Raw genomic sequence first — 15,494 nt, forward strand, 5'->3', positions numbered from 1 at the left:
GGGAAACCACTCTGCGAAAGGATGACACCATGAAGATGGCGCCGCGCCACCGCCAGCAACTACCCCCGCTTCCCATGGTTTCTGCAAAGTTGGGGGACCGGCTCGCCAGCGAGGTGTTCCTTGAGGAGGGCCGTGAGCTGCTCCCAGAGCTGCAGGAGTTTAGGCGCGATATGCACCAGAATCCGGAGATTGGCCTGCACCTGCCGCGCACACAGAAGAAGGTGTTGGAAGCACTCGAAGGTTTGCCTTTGGAGATCCACCGCGGGCATGATTTGAGCTCGGTCGTGGCAGTGCTGCGCGGAGGCAAGCGCGGCGAGCGCCCGGTGTCGGTGCTGCTGCGCGCGGACATGGACGCTTTGCCGCTGCGCGAGCAGACGGGCAGCCCGTTTGCCTCGACGAATAGCAACATGCATGCCTGTGGCCATGACCTGCACACGGCTGGTCTTATCGGCGCGGTGAAGATGCTGTGCCGCCACCGCGAGGAGCTCATGGGCGATGTCACCTTCATGTTCCAGCCGGGCGAGGAAGGCCCGGGTGGTGCGCAGCCCATGATTGAGGAAGGCGTGCTCGACGCTGCTGGGCGACGTCCCATCGCCGCCTACGGCCTCCACGTCGGACCGCAGGATCGGGGCACGTTCCATCACATCGGGGGCCCGATGATGGCTTCCTCCTCGAACCTGACCATTACCGTGTATGGAAAAGGTGGGCATGGCTCGCGCCCACACGATGCCATTGACCCGGTGGCTGCTTTGGCTGAGATCCAGGTAGCGCTGCAGGTAGCTCTAACGCGGCGTTTTGATGCCAACGACCCCATCGTCATTACCGTGACGAACCTGCGCGCGGGCGACGGCGCGGTCAACGTCATCCCGGACAAGGCGGAACTAGATGCCACGGTGCGCGTGCTTCGCGACGAAAAGATCGAGCAAGTCCGCCAGATGATCATTGAGGTATCAAGCTCTGTGGCGGCCTCGCACCGCTGCACGGCGAAGGTTGATTTCGAAGTGCTCTACTCCGCGACGAAAACATCCCCGCGCGAAGACCAGTTCGCGGCCTCGTTGTGGGCGGGGATGTTCGGCGCGGAGAACGTGCTTTCCATGGACACTCCGATGATGGCTTCGGAGGACTTTGGCGTTGTATTGGCCCAGGTTCCGGGCACGTTTATGTGGTTTGGCACGGCCAACCCTGACACGCCTGAGCATCTGCGTGAGTGGAACCACTCGCCGCTCGTGCAGTTTGATGATTCCGTTCTGGGGGATCAGGCGGCGGCTTTGGCGGCTGTGGCCTTTGAGCGCCTCGCCGCCGAGGATGCCCACCCCTCCCCGGCCACGAAGGCTATGCGCGCGCCGGTGCAGGATGCGCAGCCGCCTTCTTCCGCAGCGCACTAATCCCCCAGATGGTGGCTATCCACACAGCGACCACGACGACCACCCCGGCGAGCACGGGCCAGATGGCGTCGTCGAACGCAGCGCTTAACGACGGGAAGAGGTTCTTCGTAGTGTGCACCGCGATGGCGGCAATGAGCCAGCGCACCGGCTGCTTCTGGGACAGACCGTAAGCGCTGAGTCCGGTGAACAGCGCGTGGGAGAGCGGGTTGGACACAAGGCGAATGACCACCGCCCCGATCGCCCCGGCGGTATCCGAGTCGAGGTTGTCCGCCGTCAAGCGCGCGAAGGCAGTGGCATTTTCGCCCGCGGTGAAGCCGATGCCCACGGCCACGCCGACGAAGACGTAGTCGAGCCAGCTGCGGGGCCGGATGACGCAGGTGCAGATAAGCAGAACGCCGAGGAACTTGAGCACTTCCTCGATGAGCGGCGCATATCCCGCAGCGCCCAGCCAGTCCAGGCCCGCGCGGGCGAGAAGATGGGTCATGTTCGTGTTGAGTTCCACCGCGAGCCCGGAGACGGCGATACCCCACACCACGCCGTGGGCAATTCCCGGCCGGCGGCGCAGGAAGAACAGTGTGAGGGAGACGAGTACGGCGGCGAAGACAACGGCGGCCAGAGCACTTGCGGGCAGGAAGGGCTCGCCCGCGTAGTGGAAGGCGGACACGGCCAGCGCGCCGAGGGTCAGCAGATAGTAGAGGTACTTCATGCGTCCTCCTTCTGAACACGGTCGGCGAAGTCACTTGCCTTCGGGCCCTCGATATACAGGAAGGAGACGGTGTTGTTGTGCGGGTTCGCCAGCGTGATGCCGTTGCCGTCCTCGACGCGGTAAAGATCCGGTGCCTGGGTGGTGATGGGGGCGTCGGTTAGCGCGCTGGTCCCGGTAAACGAGCGGTGCTGCCGCGGCAGGTAGGTCTCGACCTCGTGGGAAGAGCTGCCTTCTTCAGCAATGATGGTCGTGCCCTCGCAGTCCCAGGTCTGCGAGGAGGCGTACGGATCCTCCGGGCATTCTAGCCCTGGGATATCGTGCACGGCGGTGGTGTCGGGAGTGGGGTCGGGGAGGAGGACGTCGGCAAGCGGTACTGCGGCGAGGACGCCGATGCAGGAATAAATCAGTGTGTTTTTCATGCTTTTGACCCTATGAGCTGTGGTTTGGCCCCGGTATCCTCCGCAGGGAGGATTTTGCGGAGTTTCACAATGCTGACAATCGTGGCGACCCACAGGGAGATGAGGATGAGGAAGGTAGGGAAGATGGGCCAGAAGGCGTCCTCAAACGCGGTAGAGATAGACGGGCCGAGGTTGGCCGTGAAGTGCACCGCCATGGCGAGGAGCAACCAACGCACCGGTTGCCTGCGGGAGAGCCCGTATGCTGCGATGCCGGTGAAGAAGGAGTGCATGAGTGGGTTCGCTATGAATCGGGCAAGGAGCGCTAGCAGCGTTCCCCTGACATCAGAATCGAGGTTCTCCAGTGTCATGTTGACGTAGTAGACGGCGTTTTCGCTCACGCTAAAGCCCATGCCCACCGCCACACCGACGAAGACGTAGTCCGCCCAGTGGCAGGGCCGGATGATGCAGGAGCAGATGAAGATGACACCGAGGAATTTAAGGACTTCCTCGTTGAGCGGGGCGATTCCAGCGCCGACCAGCCAGTCTGGGACCGTACGGATAAGGAGGTGGTACATGTTCTCGTTGAGCTGGCCGGCGACACTGGAAACCGCAATGCCCCACACCACCCCGTGCGCAATGCCCGGGTGCTTGCGCAAAATCAGCAACGTGAGACCGATTGCGACAGCCGCGTATAACACTGCGGCGAGCGCACTTGTGAGCACGAAAGCGCCGTGGGAGAAATCATAAGCGACGTATACCAGCCCAAAGGCGGTGAGCAGATAATACAAGATTCGTGTTCTTCTCATGCGCTTTAGACTATGAACCGCGCCCCGGGTGCCGGTATCCTCCGCAGGGAGGATTTTCATACCGTGGGGGAGGGCTATCGTGACAACCATGACGAGAAAGACGAGACCGCTGTGGATCACGGTGCTGCTCATTCTGCTCTGCGTGGTGGCGGATTTGGCCACATGGATTCTTCAGATCGAAAGCTTTGAGGTGACCGACCGGGAAATTTACATCACCTCCTTCATGGTTGTCTGTGCCGTTGTCACGTGGATCTTGCTGCCCTTTGCCCTGCACCACTCGCGGCGCGAGCGCAACATCCACGAGGAGTACCCCGGCCACCCAGTGACGCTGATTGCGGCTCTACTCGTCTTAGCGCTAGGCGGGTTTCGCCCACTGTCGCTGTCAGTGCTGGTGGTGTTGATATCGCTCATCTCGCGCGGCCGACTGCGGTGGTCCTTGGCGGGGACTGTGGTGTTGGTAGTCTCGTATGTGACCGTCATGGCGGTGCCCTACTTGCACTTGAGCTACCTGTCGGTTTTCGGATACGGGTTCTTTGGAATCATCGTGCTCGTCGTCGCTTGGATTACGGGCTCGGTGCGCGCGCAGCGCCGCCAGCGCGAGGTCACGTTGGTAAGCCTGGCGGAGCTCAATGAGGACCAGCTGCGCTCGCGCGAGGAGCGGGCGCGCCTGGAGGAGCGCAACCGCATTGCGCGCGATATCCACGATTCCCTCTCGCATCGGCTCAGCCTCATTTCCGTGTACGCAGGTGGCCTCAGCTACCGCAAGGACGCCGACCCGGAGCACATCGCCGAGGCGGCGGGAACCATCCAGTCTGAGGCCAAGGCCGCCGTGGAGGACCTGCGCGGGGTCATCAAGGCGCTGCGCGTGGATGACCGCGTGGATCCGCGCGCGAGCATCGAGGAACACATTGAGCGCGCACGCGCGGCGGGGACGAAGGTGCGCTATGAGAAGGGGGATGTCGATAAGCTGAGCACACTAGCCGCCCACACGATGGGCCGCGCCGTGCAGGAAGGGCTGACCAATGCCCGCAAATACGCGCCGGGCCAGAAGGTGACGCTCAGGGTGGAGAACGAGGAGGATAAGGTCCGGGTGACCATGCAGAACAAGAAAGTGGCGGATCAGCCGGAGTCCGGTGGCGGGAACGGCTTGCTGGGCATGGAGGAACGCGCCCGGTTGGCGGGAGGTACTTTCACCGTGCTTGACGACGCCTCCACCTTCACCTGGGTCCTCGAACTACCGGAGGAGGCAAGCGCACAATGATTTCAGTGGTGTTGGTCGACGACGAGCAGGCGCTGCGGCGCGGTATCCGCTTCATCCTGGAAGGCGCGCCGGACATCGAGGTGGTGGCTGAGGCCAGCAATGGGCGAGACGGCGTGGCCCGCGTGCTGGACCTGCGCCCTGATGTTGTCCTCATGGATATCCGCATGCCCGTCATGGACGGAATCGAGGCGGCCGGGAAACTGCGCGCGAGTGCGCCAGACATTCCGGTGGTCATGCTCACCGCTTTTGATACGGATGAGTTCATCGTGGATGCGCTGCATGCCGGAGCGATGGGCTTCTTGCTCAAGACCATCGAGCCAGAAGGACTGGTCTCGGCGGTGCGGGCCGTGGCCGCAGGGCAGCAGTTGCTAAGCCCGAAGGCTCTGAAGAACCTGCTGGCGCTCAAGCGCCCCGAGCCCGCGCCCGCAGCCAAGGCGCCTGAGCCAAGCCCGCTGGAGGAACTAAGCGAACGTGAAAACGAGGTGGCGCAGTTAGTGGCCCAGGGCTTGGATAACCAGGAGATTGCCGGGCAGCTCTATGTGTCGGTGACGACCGTGAAGACCCATATCAAGCACATCCTGGACAAGCTCGGCGGCACCAACCGCGTGCACATTGCGATTGCCGTGCTGGAATCGCGTTAGCGTCGGCGGAGGAAGGCGGAAATGATGCCGATGATAGCGATGACGACCACGATGACGGAGGCCGCCGGCCAGTACTGGGGGTAGTACTTCAGCGTGTAGCCGAAGACTTGGCTGTCCTCGAACTGGCGGGCCAGCGCGATGGGCATCCACCACAGCTTGGTAAGCGTCAGGATCGCGCCCAGTAGTCCGGCGATGATGCGGACCGGCCTGCGCAGGAAGAAGCTGGCCGCCACGAGGAGAACACCAACAATCGTGAGTGCGAAAAGCAGAGGCGTATCCACGGCGAGCGGCGAGCCATTGATGAGGAACTCGTGGTCAATCTCGTGTTGCTCGATGAGGGTATAGCCGTCTAGGACAACGTCGTCAGGGATTCCCACTATTTCTCCTTATTCTCCTCTGTGGTTTCGGGCTCATAGCCATCAGACCACGTATCAGTGTCGAAGTCGTAATCGACATTCTCTCCAGACTCGTTGGTCCTCGACACCAATGCCGGGAACCAAGCCCGGGTGCATGTTATGCGGGTAGATGCCGACCGCGGGGCCGGTTGATTTCTGAGAGTTCACAGTGACCATTGCCGCAGATAAGCGAAATGACAGCGCTGTGAGTTAGGATGAGAGCACCTATTTCTGCGTCGATTGGAATGCCATGTCGCTGCCTAATTTTGATGAGAATGTCCGTGAGCTGGAGGAGGCCTTTGCCGTCTTTGAGCGCGTCGAGGAACATGTGCTGGATCCGAATCTCCTGCTCACGGTGAAATGATCCGCCTGTTCAGCGCTGTCTTTCCCTCCCCGGAAGCGCGCGAACACCTGGTGCGGGCGGTGCGCCCACTGAAGGACAATGGGTTGCGCTGGGTTGATCCGGACAATTGGCACATCACCTTGGATTTCTTCGGGGAGCAGCCCAACGACGCCGCCGAGGTCCGAGAGATGCTCCGCGGCATCGAGGGCTCGCCGGTGACGCTGAACCTAAGCGGGGCGGGGTCCTTCGACAAACACGTGCTGTGGACCGGTGTGCAAGGCCGCATCAAACACCTCATGCTCGAGCCATCCCGCCCGCATCTCACCTTGGCCCGCGAGGGGCGCCGCACGCGCGACCCGTGGCTTATCCCCGATGCAGTCCATGCACTCAGCGTGTACCGTGGCCCAGAATTTGTGGTGAGCGAGATAAGTTTGGTGCAGTCTTTCCTCGGGGAAGGCCGCGGGGGCGGGCCGCGCTATGAGGTCATTGACGAGTTTCCGCTTCGGTAACCTTTTCAATAAGCGTGTTGAGCTCTGCCCGGCTGGGCTGTGAGAGCGGGTTGACCACGCAGAAATCCAACAGATAATAGCCGGCTGTTTGCAGTGCGGTATGGCGCTCCCAAAAGGGATCAATGGTGGAGTCGTTGGCGGCGAGTGACTGAATGCTGCGGCGCTCGGAAAGCAACTCGTAGTGCAAGTCGCGGCGCTGGGCCAAGGCTTCGTCAGGAGTTTTGATGAGCAGCGCGCCAAGGAGAGCCGCCATGGCCTCGAGGCAGCGCGTTTGCAAGCGGTAATGATTGGTCACCTGCGCGTGCGGCTTCCACAACCACAGCACTAGCATGGCCACGACCACAGACAAGCCAATTTCCGCCATGCGCTGGCCAATCGTGTGTGCGAGATGCCCTTGTGAGTTGCCCATCAGCAGCGCCAAAGGAGTAGAGAAAATAACACAAAGCGCATAGTTCTTCACCACGAGAATCTCTGCGCAGAACTGGCACGCAGCCAACGCCAACAGTAGCGCCCAGCCATGCGGACTAAACCAGGCGATGAGTGCGAAAACGCACACGCCTAAGAGCGAGCCCAACATGCGCTGCACGCCGCGAATCGTGCCCGGCACCCGATCCGGACCCCACTGTAGAAGCAACAGCACCGATACCGCGCCCCAGTCCGGGCGGCTAAGCCCCAGCGCCAAGCCAATGAACGCCGTCGCGAGACCACCCAGCGCAATCTTTTCCGCCGTGACCACCGCGTGGGAATTGCCCACGGCCGCACGATAAATGCGATAGCGCATCGTAGGTTTCGTGTGCGGAATCGTGGTGCGGTCAGGGTCGACATAGGTGGGCGCATCCGACAGGTCATCCGAGTTGCCTCCTACCTGCTGGTGATGGGCCACGATGCGCTGCTGCGCGGCCAAGGCGCGATGCACGAGAGTGGCCTGATCGGGGCGGCGGATGCGGCCGCCGCGGATGATGCCGGCGTCGGAAAGCGCTTGCCACGCGGTGGACAAAGCCGACTGCGCCTGGTGGTGCTTGGCCAGGATATCCGAGGCCCCCTCGAAGGAATCCGCAGCCTTTTCCAGCGCCGCCACCGCGCGCGTTTCCGGCCCGTGCGGATCCCAGAACCGCGGCAACATGCCCAGCACATAGCCGGCGGCTACACCCGCGAGGCTCCACCCGGCGACCTCCCATGGCGAAATCCCGCGCAACATGGTCGAACCACCCGCTACCATCACCATGAAGAACGTGCCGGGCGGCGACAGACGCAGCGCATTCTGCATGAACGCGCCAACCGTCGCCAGGGTTACTGTGAATATCGCCGTTAGGACCAGGCCATCGATGAGGGAGCCGACCGTGGCTGCGAGCGTGAGCAGCGCGCCGGCGGTAAGGATAATGCGGCGCCGCGTGCGGAAGGGGTGCCCCTCGCCATAGATGACAGAGAACGCGCCGGCGGAGACTAGCAGTACGGCATCGGGGTGGCCGATGAGGATGGCGACCGCGCCGGGAATGATGATGGCCAGCGCCGCGCGCAGGGCACCGGGCCAGCGGCGCGCGGAGGAGTTGTACGCGGTAAAAAGCTGAAGGGCGCTAGGGCGTTGCGGCAGGGGATGTTCCATAACGGGACAACACCTTACCCGTTTCGCCGCGATCCACTATCCGGCCGTCCTGCAGCACGGCCACGGTGGGGCACAAGTGCTTGACGACGTCCATATCGTGCGACACAAACACCAACGTCATGTCCTTCGTCACGCGCTGGAGCAGCTCGAGGACCTGCGCGCGGGAGGCGGCATCGAGGGCGGAGACGGCTTCGTCCGCGAGGAGGATCTCAGGTTTGCCCACGACGGCCCGGGCAATGGAGATGCGTTGGCGTTGACCGCCGGAGAAGTCGTGGGGGTAGCGTTCGGCGTGGTCGATGCCGACGTCGTGAAGCACGCGTTCGGCTTCCTCCCGAGTGCCGCCGCCTTCGGCCACGATTTTCCACACGGGCATGCGCGGGTTGAGCGAGCTCTTGGGGTCTTGGAAGACCATGTGGAGGGGCTTGGTGACGGTGACGGAGCCGCTGGTGGGCTCGGTGAGACCGGTGAGGAGCTTGAGCAGCGTGGACTTGCCGGAGCCGGAGCCGCCGATGATGCCGAGGCGCTCACCTTCGCGCACCTTAAGCGACACGTCATCGAGGGCGGTAACCCCGCGGTAAGTCTTAGTGACGTTCTCAAGAGTGATGACTGGTTCGCCCACAGTGGGGGTAGGCGGCAGGCTGAGATTAGGTGTGGTGATGTCTCCGATGCGGATGACGCGGTCACACATGCGCTCGACGGCTGCGTGGTCGTGGCTGATGAAGAGCAGCGCGGTATCGTCCTGGGTGGCGGCGGAAATTTCCTCGAGGATTTCTGCTTGCGTGAGGGGGTCGAGGGCGGTGGTGGGCTCATCGCAGATGAGCAGCTTGGGTTTGCGGGCCATGGCCATGTGGATCAGTGCGCGCTGACGCTGCCCGCCGGAGAGCTGGTGCGGGAAGCGGCCGTATTCGGCGACCTTCATGAGCGGGTCGAGGGCGGTCATGGGCTCTTGGAAAACCATGGCCAAGGGGAGTCTGCGCAGCTCGCGGTCGCGCATGCTGAGCAGCTCGCGGCCTTCAAAGCGGATGGATCCGGTGGCTTTAAGGTTGTCGGGGAGAAGCCCCATGATGGCTAGGGCGGTGAGGGATTTTCCGCTGCCGGAATCGCCGACAAAGCCGACGCGCTCGCCGGGGGCAATCTCGAAGTTGAAGGGGCCGACGGGGCCCACGCGCAGATCAGTGACGGTCAGCATGGCTTCCTAGCAGGTTGAATCCGAGGACGGTGCCGGCGATGGCCAGCCCGGGCCACAGCGCTTGGAGGGGGTGGGTGGCCAGGAGGGGTTGGGCGTCGTGCAGCATGCGTCCCCACGAGGCCGTCGGAGGGGCAGTGCCTAGGCCGAGGTAGGACAGGCCAGCCTCGGCGAGGACGGCCAGCGCAAAGTAGACGGAGGCCTGAATGGCGATGATGCCGCCCAGGTTGGGCAGGACGTGGCGCCACGCGATGAGCGCCGGCGGCACGCGCGAGATGCGGGCGGCAGCGATGTAGTCCTGCGTCATAATCTGCAGCGTGCCGGAGCGCGTGACGCGGATGAAGGAAGGAATGCCGGCGATGCCGATGGCGATGGTAGCCGTGAGCGTGGACGAACCCCACACAGCGCCGGCGACGATGGCCAGCAGCAGCGCTGGGAAGGCAAGTAATAGGTCAGTGGCCGCCATGATGAAGCCCCCACCGCGCATCCCGGCGATGATGCCGAGTGGCACCCCGATGAGCGCTGCGATGGCCACCGCCACCACACCGACCAGCACGGTGACCTGGGCGCCGGCAAGAATCCGGGAGAAGGTATCGCGCCCGAAGCGGTCGGTGCCCATGAGGTGCTCGAAGCTGGGCGAGGCTAGGCGGTCGGGGGAGATGAGGTTCGGGTCATAAGGCGTCCATACCAGGGAGACCATAGCGAGCAGGATGGTCAGGCCCACCAGAAGATAGCCGGGTTTCATCGCGCCTCCTTTAGCCGCGGATCGATGACTCGGTAGGCCAGGTCCGTGAGCAGGTTGACGGTCAGCGTAAAGGTAACGAAGACCATGATGAGGGTCTGGACGGTGGTGAGGTCGCGGGTGGAGACGGCGTCGAGAAGCATCGAGCCAAGACCCGGGATAACGAAGACATTCTCGATGACCACCGCGCCCACCACCAAGGTGCTCAGCTGCACGCCGGTGACGGTGAGCACCGGCAAGGCGGCGTTGCGCAGGCCGTGGCGGATCAGCGCCCCGGTGCGGGACTCACCCAGGGAGCGGGCGGTGCGGATATAGTCCTTGCCCATCTCTTCGATGAGCGTAGCGCGCACGTAGCGCGTGAGCATCGCGCCTTGCACCAGCGCCAGCGAGATGACCGGCAGGACGAGGTGGCTTAAGCCCTCGCGCGGCAGCTGCCAGCCATTCGCCGGCAGCCAGCCCAGGTGCACGGAGAACACCGCGACGAGCAAGATACCGACCAAGAAACTCGGTACCGCGATGCCCAGCTGCGTGGCCGCATTGAGCACGGGCAGACGAAAACGGGCCAGCAGAATGCCCATAGGGATAGCGCCCGCCAGCGCCAGCGCGATGGCCAGGCCGATGAGCAAGAGCGTGACTTGAGCGCGGTCGAGCACGAGCGGAGTGATGTCCTGCTGGGACGACAAGGAAATGCCAAAGTTTCCCGTCAGCAGACCCTTCATCCACTCCACGTACTGCACGAGAAGCGGGCGATCCAGGCCCATGGAGTGCGTCAGTGTCTCCACGGCCTCCTCCGTGGCGTTGACACCCAAGGCCACGCGCGCCGGGTTGCCGGGCACGGCCCGCATAAGCAGGAAGATGATGACCGACGCCGCAAAGAGGGTGCCGATAAAACGCAAAAACCTCATCGCACGCTCCGCAATTCGATAGCGTCAGTAATCTGGTTGGGCTGAAGGCCGCTCAGGCCCTCGCGGTAGAGCACAATATTGGGCAAGTTCATCAGCGTGAGAGCGGGCATGTCCTTCATGATCTGATCGACGGTGCTTGCCATGTCGTCTTGCTCCAACAGCTTTCGGGCCTGCGGCGAATCATAGCCAATGTAGTAGTCCGGGTTGCCAAAAATGGTGGGGATATCGCGCGGCTCGACGTGCGCGACGAGCGACATCTGATAATCCTTAGCTCCCATGACTTGGCTCAGCCACACCGCGGGGAACTCGGCGGTTTCCAGCGTGACGTCAAAGCCCATCTCTTCCAGCTGGGAGTAGAGGAACTCGGAAAGCGTTTGGGCGTAGGGCAGGCTCGGCACGGTCAGGGTGAGCGGCGTGCCCACCGCTCCGGCGTCCTCCATCAGCGCGCGGGCGCGCGCTGGGTCGAAGGGGTAGTAGTCCTGCCCACTAAACCAGGGGTCGGTCGGCGGAACAGGAGCACCACCGGTATCCTGTGCGCGGCCTTCCCAGAGAATGTCATTGGCCGCCTCACGGTCGATGCCGTAGGCCACCGCTCGGCGCACGCGGGGGTCGTCGAAAGGCGCTTTTTGGTTGTTCATGGACAGCAACACCTCTCCGTTCGTGGTGCCCATGGCGGTTTCGATGGTGTCGTCGAGGGTGTCGAGAAGCTCAGGATTCTGCACGCCCCATACCGCGTCGACCCCGCCGGAGCGCAGTGCATTGACTGCGGTGAGGGAATCGGGGAAGTAGCGAATGGTGATGTCCTCGGCGGCTGGGGTTCCCCAGTAGTCGTCCCGTGCTTCCAGTGCGATGTATTCGCCGGGAGAAAAACCCGCCACGGCGAAAGGCCCAGTGCCCACGGCGTCGGTGGGGGTGCGCATCGCGCCGATGGCGGTTCCCATGGACCACAGCCAGCCAGCGGAGGGACGGGAGAGCTCGACGACGAGCGTGTGCTCGTCGACAGCCGTGGCGGACTCCACCACGTCCATCTGCTTTTTGAGGCCGTTAGTCCACGCCGTCTTCACCGCGTTGATGGACCACGCGGCGGTGTGCGCGGTGAATGCCTCCCCGTTGGAGAAGGCGGCCTCACGTAGGTGGAAGGTGTAGCGCGTGGGCTCGGCCTCCCAGGACTCGGCAAGGCCTGGTTCGATGTCGCCTTCGGGGGAGATGCGCACGAGGGTCTCGTACACATTGCTCATGAGCGCGGCCGGGATGGCAGCGCCGCCCACCGTGGTGAAATCCAGGGAGGTAGCGGGCGTGGTGGTGGCAAGGGTCAGCGCCGTGGAGTCGGAATCCACGATCGCGGTGGAGCCGGCGGAGCAGGCGCTTAACGACGCCACCCCCATCAACCCCAACAAACTCAGTCGGGTTTTCATCCTTCGGAGAGCTTGACCTCAAGCGGGGACGTGGTACCGCGCACGCTCGTCATGCCGAGCGTGAGGCGATCTCCCAAGTAGAGAATCTCGGTGCACTCCACCGGGTGACCGGAGTGGTCAGAGATGTCCAAGTGCAGGCGCCATAGCGGGGTGCCCGGTTCGATATTGAGGGAACGGGCGTCTTCCTCGCTGGCAGAGGCTAGGGAAAGTTCACGGTTCACATTGTCGAACTCCACGCCCTGGGAGCTGAGGTGGTCGTGGATAGAGCCGTTGTCAGCGTCGAAGTTGAGGATGTGGCTGCCGACGTCGAGCGGGAAGTACATGCGCTCGATGGAGATCGGGAAGCCATTGGCGCTGCGTACCCGGTGCACGAAGATGACCGGGTCGCCCGCGGCAACCTGGAGGAAGCTGGCCACCTGCTCTGTAGCGGGGCAGCGTGCCAGCCAGAGGGTTTTCGCGCCGGGTTCGAAGCCGCGCTCGCGCAGCCAGTGCGTTACGGAGAAGATGGAGTCGAAGGACTCGGAGGTAAAACGGCCCAACACCACTGAGCGGCGGCCGCGGCCAGAAGAGATGAGGCCCTCGGAGCGCAGTGCCGCCACTGCCTGGCGGACGGGTCCGCGAGAGGAGGAGAACTGCTCACACAGTTCGGCCTCGCTGGGCAGAAAGTCACCCGGGGCGAGCTTCTTGCTGCGAATGAGCCCGCGCAGATAGTCAGCAATCTTGCTGTGCTGCTGGGAACCGCGAAGTGACACGGACATGCTCCTCTTTGTTAACGCTGCTGATGCAGAAGAATACTAGTTCACGCGTGTTCACAAAGTTTGGATAAGTAGAGAAATCCCTACAACTCCCACGCGTGTGCCAGGGTCTCCATGTTACCCAACACCTTCTCATGATTTGTCGACTGCAGCGAAATCATGAGTTCATCCGCATGTGCTAGCTCTTGGCACTGCATGAGGTACTCGCGCACATGCTCGCCGGTACCCACAGCGGAGTACTTGAGCATGTCGAGGATTTGTTGGCCTTGCGCGGTGGAGATGATCTGTTCCACTTGGGCGTCGCTCAGCTGCTTCCCCCGGCCCACAAAGGCCTTCACGCGACGGAAGCAGACGCGCTCGAACTCTTCCTCGGCGTTTTCACCGGCGGTGACGTTGACTCCGGCGATGACATAGGGCTCGGGGAAGGCTTCGGAAGGCTGGTAGTTCTCGCGGTAGTAGGAGGTGGCGGACTCAAGGTGCTGCGGCGCAAAGTGTGAGGCAAAGGCGTAAGGCAGGCCGTACTTGGCCGCCAGAGATGCGCCAAACATAGAAGAACCCAGAATGTAGATAGGCACGTTGGTGCCAGCGCCGGGGATGGCCTGGACGCCTGGGATGATGGACTTGCCGGAGAGATAGCCTTGCAGCTCCTTGATGTCCTCCGGGAAGCGCTCGGCGGCGTGGCCATCGCGGCGCAGTGCCCGGCCGAGGGTCTGCATATCGGTGCCTGGGGCGCGGCCCAGGCCCAAGTCGATGCGGTCTGGGTAGAGCTCGGCCAAGGTACCGAATTGCTCAGCAATGACGTACGGGGCGTGGTTGGGCAGCATCACGCCGCCCGAGCCCAGGCGGATGCGCTCGGTCTTAGCACCAATATGGGCGATGAGCACTGCCGGGGAAGAGGAGGAAATGGAGGGCATGTTGTGGTGCTCGGTGTACCACATGCGCTTAAACCCTAAAGCTTCTGCGCGCTGCGCCAGCTCGACCGATCGAGCCATAGATTCGGAGGCTGATTCGCCCTCGTAGATGGTGCAGAAATCGAGGATGGACAAGGCGGCGCGCTGCGTCATGAGTTACTCGCTTCTTTCTTTCGATCCTGTAGATACAACATCGATGATAACCCCAACGACGAAAGCGAGGAGAGTGGGAACAACCCAGCCGAGGCCTACGCCCTGGCCAGGAGAGAAGTCCAAGGGTGCGCCCAGGGAGGTCGCGGCCGACCACAGCACGGAGACCCAGAGCGCCAAGCGGAAGGCCCAGTAGAAGGTGACCCAGCGCTTGACCACCGGCTGCAGCAGCGTCAGTGCGATAAGGGAGATAGCCGGCGGGTACAAGAACACGATGAAGGGAACCGCGACGGCAAGCACCGTGTCCAGACCTTGGAAGGCGAAGGCGATGGACAGGGCGGTAAAGAGGCAAGCCCAGAAGTGGTAGACGGTTTTCGGCACGAGCATGGCGAAGAACTCTGAGGTGGCGGAAATCAGGCCCACGGCGGTGGTCATGCACGCCAGGATGACGATGGCGGAGAAGACGGCCTGGCCGACGTTACCCATGGTGAGATTGGAGGCGTCGGCAAGCAAGGCGGCGCCGGAATCATAGGAGGCACCATTCGGCATGGTTTGGCCAATCCACGCCAGGCCCAGGTAGATAGCGGCGAGCAGGGCGCCCGCGATGACGGCGGAGGTGATGGTTCCGCGCAGTAGCGCGCGGTTGGTGGAGAAACCTTTGGAGCGCAACGAGGTCACGATGACGATGGAAAATGCCAGGCCCGCGATGGCGTCCATGGTGTTGTAGCCCTCGAAGAGGCCCGTGACGAAGGGCGCGGAGGCGTACTCCTCGGTCGGGGTGCCAGGCACGCGGGGATTGGCCAGTGTGGCCAAGGTAATGAGGGCGGCGAGCAGGATGACCAACGCCGGGGTCAGGAACTTGCCCAAGGTGTCGATGATGTCATTGGGGCGCCAGGCCAGGGCCAATGCGATAAGGAAGAAGACGACGTTGAAGGCGCCGTTGGCAAAGGTTCCCTCCCAGCCGAGCAGCGGGGTAATCGCGGTTTCCATGGACACTGCGCCGGTACGCGGCAAGGCGTAGAAGGCGCCGATGGCCAAGTAGGCGATGACGGAGAAGGCCACGCCGAAGAACGTGCCGCCGTGGTTTCCGATATCCCGCACAGATTGGCCGGAGATGGCCACCGCGATGACGGCCAAGACCGGTAGGGCCACACCGGCGGCGAGGAAACCCAAGGTGGCCGGCCAGAAGTTGGTGCCGGAGGAGACACCGACCTCCGGCGGGAAGATGAGGTTGCCCGCTCCGAAGAACATGGAGAAGAGCATGAGGGAGGCAACGATCACGATGCCGATGGGTGAACCCGTCTTCGAGGCAGATGCGGAGGGGGCCTGAACGTCATTTATGGACATTTTCCTAAGGATAATGCCCATGACGTGAGATGTAAA

Annotated in this window: 16 protein-coding genes; 4 read left to right on the plus strand and 12 right to left on the minus strand. The window is 62.9% G+C overall.

Annotated elements, in window-relative coordinates; all coding sequences use genetic code 11:
- Window positions 1-29 precede the first annotated feature (29 nt).
- A complete protein-coding gene (locus tag I6J72_RS01625; RefSeq protein WP_204099676.1) occupies window positions 30-1,385 on the plus strand; it encodes a M20 family metallopeptidase in 1,356 nt (451 codons plus the stop codon).
- Here I6J72_RS01625 and I6J72_RS01630 read toward each other — a convergent pair.
- The 3 genes from I6J72_RS01630 to I6J72_RS01640 are packed head-to-tail and all read right to left on the minus strand — an operon-like array spanning window position 1,333 to window position 3,295.
- Window positions 1,333-2,091, minus strand: a complete 759-nt coding sequence (locus I6J72_RS01630) for a PrsW family glutamic-type intramembrane protease (protein ID WP_204099677.1) — start codon at window positions 2,089-2,091, stop codon at window positions 1,333-1,335. The genes I6J72_RS01625 and I6J72_RS01630 overlap by 53 nt on opposite strands.
- Window positions 2,088-2,510, minus strand: a complete 423-nt coding sequence (locus tag I6J72_RS01635) for a hypothetical protein (RefSeq protein ID WP_204099678.1) — start codon at window positions 2,508-2,510, stop codon at window positions 2,088-2,090. The genes I6J72_RS01630 and I6J72_RS01635 overlap by 4 nt, the downstream gene beginning before the upstream one ends.
- Window positions 2,507-3,295 carry a PrsW family glutamic-type intramembrane protease gene (locus I6J72_RS01640; protein ID WP_239107437.1) on the minus strand — a complete coding sequence of 263 codons (789 nt, stop codon included), beginning with the start codon at window positions 3,293-3,295 and terminating at the stop codon, window positions 2,507-2,509. Before I6J72_RS01640 ends, I6J72_RS01635 begins: the two co-directional genes overlap by 4 nt.
- Before the next feature lie 88 nt (window positions 3,296-3,383).
- Between I6J72_RS01640 and I6J72_RS01645 the strand changes: the two genes are divergently transcribed.
- Window positions 3,384-4,556 (plus strand): sensor histidine kinase, encoded by a 1,173-nt coding sequence (locus I6J72_RS01645; protein WP_239107440.1) that lies wholly within the window; start codon window positions 3,384-3,386, stop codon window positions 4,554-4,556.
- Window positions 4,553-5,197, plus strand: coding sequence for a response regulator transcription factor (locus I6J72_RS01650; protein WP_204099681.1), 645 nt, complete (start codon window positions 4,553-4,555; stop codon window positions 5,195-5,197). Before I6J72_RS01645 ends, I6J72_RS01650 begins: the two co-directional genes overlap by 4 nt.
- Here I6J72_RS01650 and I6J72_RS01655 read toward each other — a convergent pair.
- A complete protein-coding gene (locus I6J72_RS01655) occupies window positions 5,194-5,574 on the minus strand; it encodes a hypothetical protein (RefSeq protein ID WP_070670721.1) in 381 nt (126 codons plus the stop codon). The genes I6J72_RS01650 and I6J72_RS01655 overlap by 4 nt on opposite strands.
- 378 nt (window positions 5,575-5,952) lie before the next feature.
- On the opposite strand from I6J72_RS01655, the gene thpR reads away from it, so the two are divergent.
- Entirely contained in the window at window positions 5,953-6,444 is a 492-nt protein-coding gene (gene thpR, locus I6J72_RS01660) for an RNA 2',3'-cyclic phosphodiesterase (protein ID WP_204099682.1), read from the plus strand.
- Here thpR and I6J72_RS01665 read toward each other — a convergent pair.
- The 8 genes from I6J72_RS01665 to brnQ form a co-directional block, all read right to left on the minus strand.
- Window positions 6,419-8,047: an FUSC family protein gene (locus I6J72_RS01665; RefSeq protein WP_204099683.1), complete on the minus strand. Its 1,629-nt coding sequence runs from the start codon at window positions 8,045-8,047 to the stop codon at window positions 6,419-6,421. The two genes, thpR and I6J72_RS01665, sit on opposite strands and share 26 nt — an antisense overlap.
- Window positions 8,019-9,236: an ATP-binding cassette domain-containing protein gene (locus I6J72_RS01670; RefSeq protein ID WP_204099684.1), complete on the minus strand. Its 1,218-nt coding sequence runs from the start codon at window positions 9,234-9,236 to the stop codon at window positions 8,019-8,021. The genes I6J72_RS01665 and I6J72_RS01670 overlap by 29 nt, the downstream gene beginning before the upstream one ends.
- Window positions 9,220-9,978 carry an ABC transporter permease gene (locus I6J72_RS01675; protein ID WP_204099685.1) on the minus strand — a complete coding sequence of 253 codons (759 nt, stop codon included), beginning with the start codon at window positions 9,976-9,978 and terminating at the stop codon, window positions 9,220-9,222. The genes I6J72_RS01670 and I6J72_RS01675 overlap by 17 nt, the downstream gene beginning before the upstream one ends.
- A complete protein-coding gene (locus tag I6J72_RS01680) occupies window positions 9,975-10,880 on the minus strand; it encodes an ABC transporter permease (RefSeq protein WP_204099686.1) in 906 nt (301 codons plus the stop codon). The genes I6J72_RS01675 and I6J72_RS01680 overlap by 4 nt, the downstream gene beginning before the upstream one ends.
- Window positions 10,877-12,295: an ABC transporter substrate-binding protein gene (locus tag I6J72_RS01685; protein WP_239107441.1), complete on the minus strand. Its 1,419-nt coding sequence runs from the start codon at window positions 12,293-12,295 to the stop codon at window positions 10,877-10,879. The genes I6J72_RS01680 and I6J72_RS01685 overlap by 4 nt, the downstream gene beginning before the upstream one ends.
- Window positions 12,292-13,053 (minus strand): GntR family transcriptional regulator, encoded by a 762-nt coding sequence (locus I6J72_RS01690; protein WP_370552150.1) that lies wholly within the window; start codon window positions 13,051-13,053, stop codon window positions 12,292-12,294. The genes I6J72_RS01685 and I6J72_RS01690 overlap by 4 nt, the downstream gene beginning before the upstream one ends.
- Window positions 13,054-13,133: 80 nt before the next feature.
- Window positions 13,134-14,114 carry an LLM class flavin-dependent oxidoreductase gene (locus I6J72_RS01695; RefSeq protein WP_204099687.1) on the minus strand — a complete coding sequence of 327 codons (981 nt, stop codon included), beginning with the start codon at window positions 14,112-14,114 and terminating at the stop codon, window positions 13,134-13,136.
- A gap of 3 nt (window positions 14,115-14,117) precedes the next feature.
- Window positions 14,118-15,458 (minus strand): branched-chain amino acid transport system II carrier protein, encoded by a 1,341-nt coding sequence (gene brnQ, locus I6J72_RS01700; RefSeq protein WP_070670704.1) that lies wholly within the window; start codon window positions 15,456-15,458, stop codon window positions 14,118-14,120.
- Between the last annotated feature and the right edge of the window lie 36 nt (window positions 15,459-15,494).

This window comes from Corynebacterium sp. FDAARGOS 1242, assembly GCF_016889985.1.
GTDB lineage: Bacteria > Actinomycetota > Actinomycetes > Mycobacteriales > Mycobacteriaceae > Corynebacterium > Corynebacterium minutissimum_B.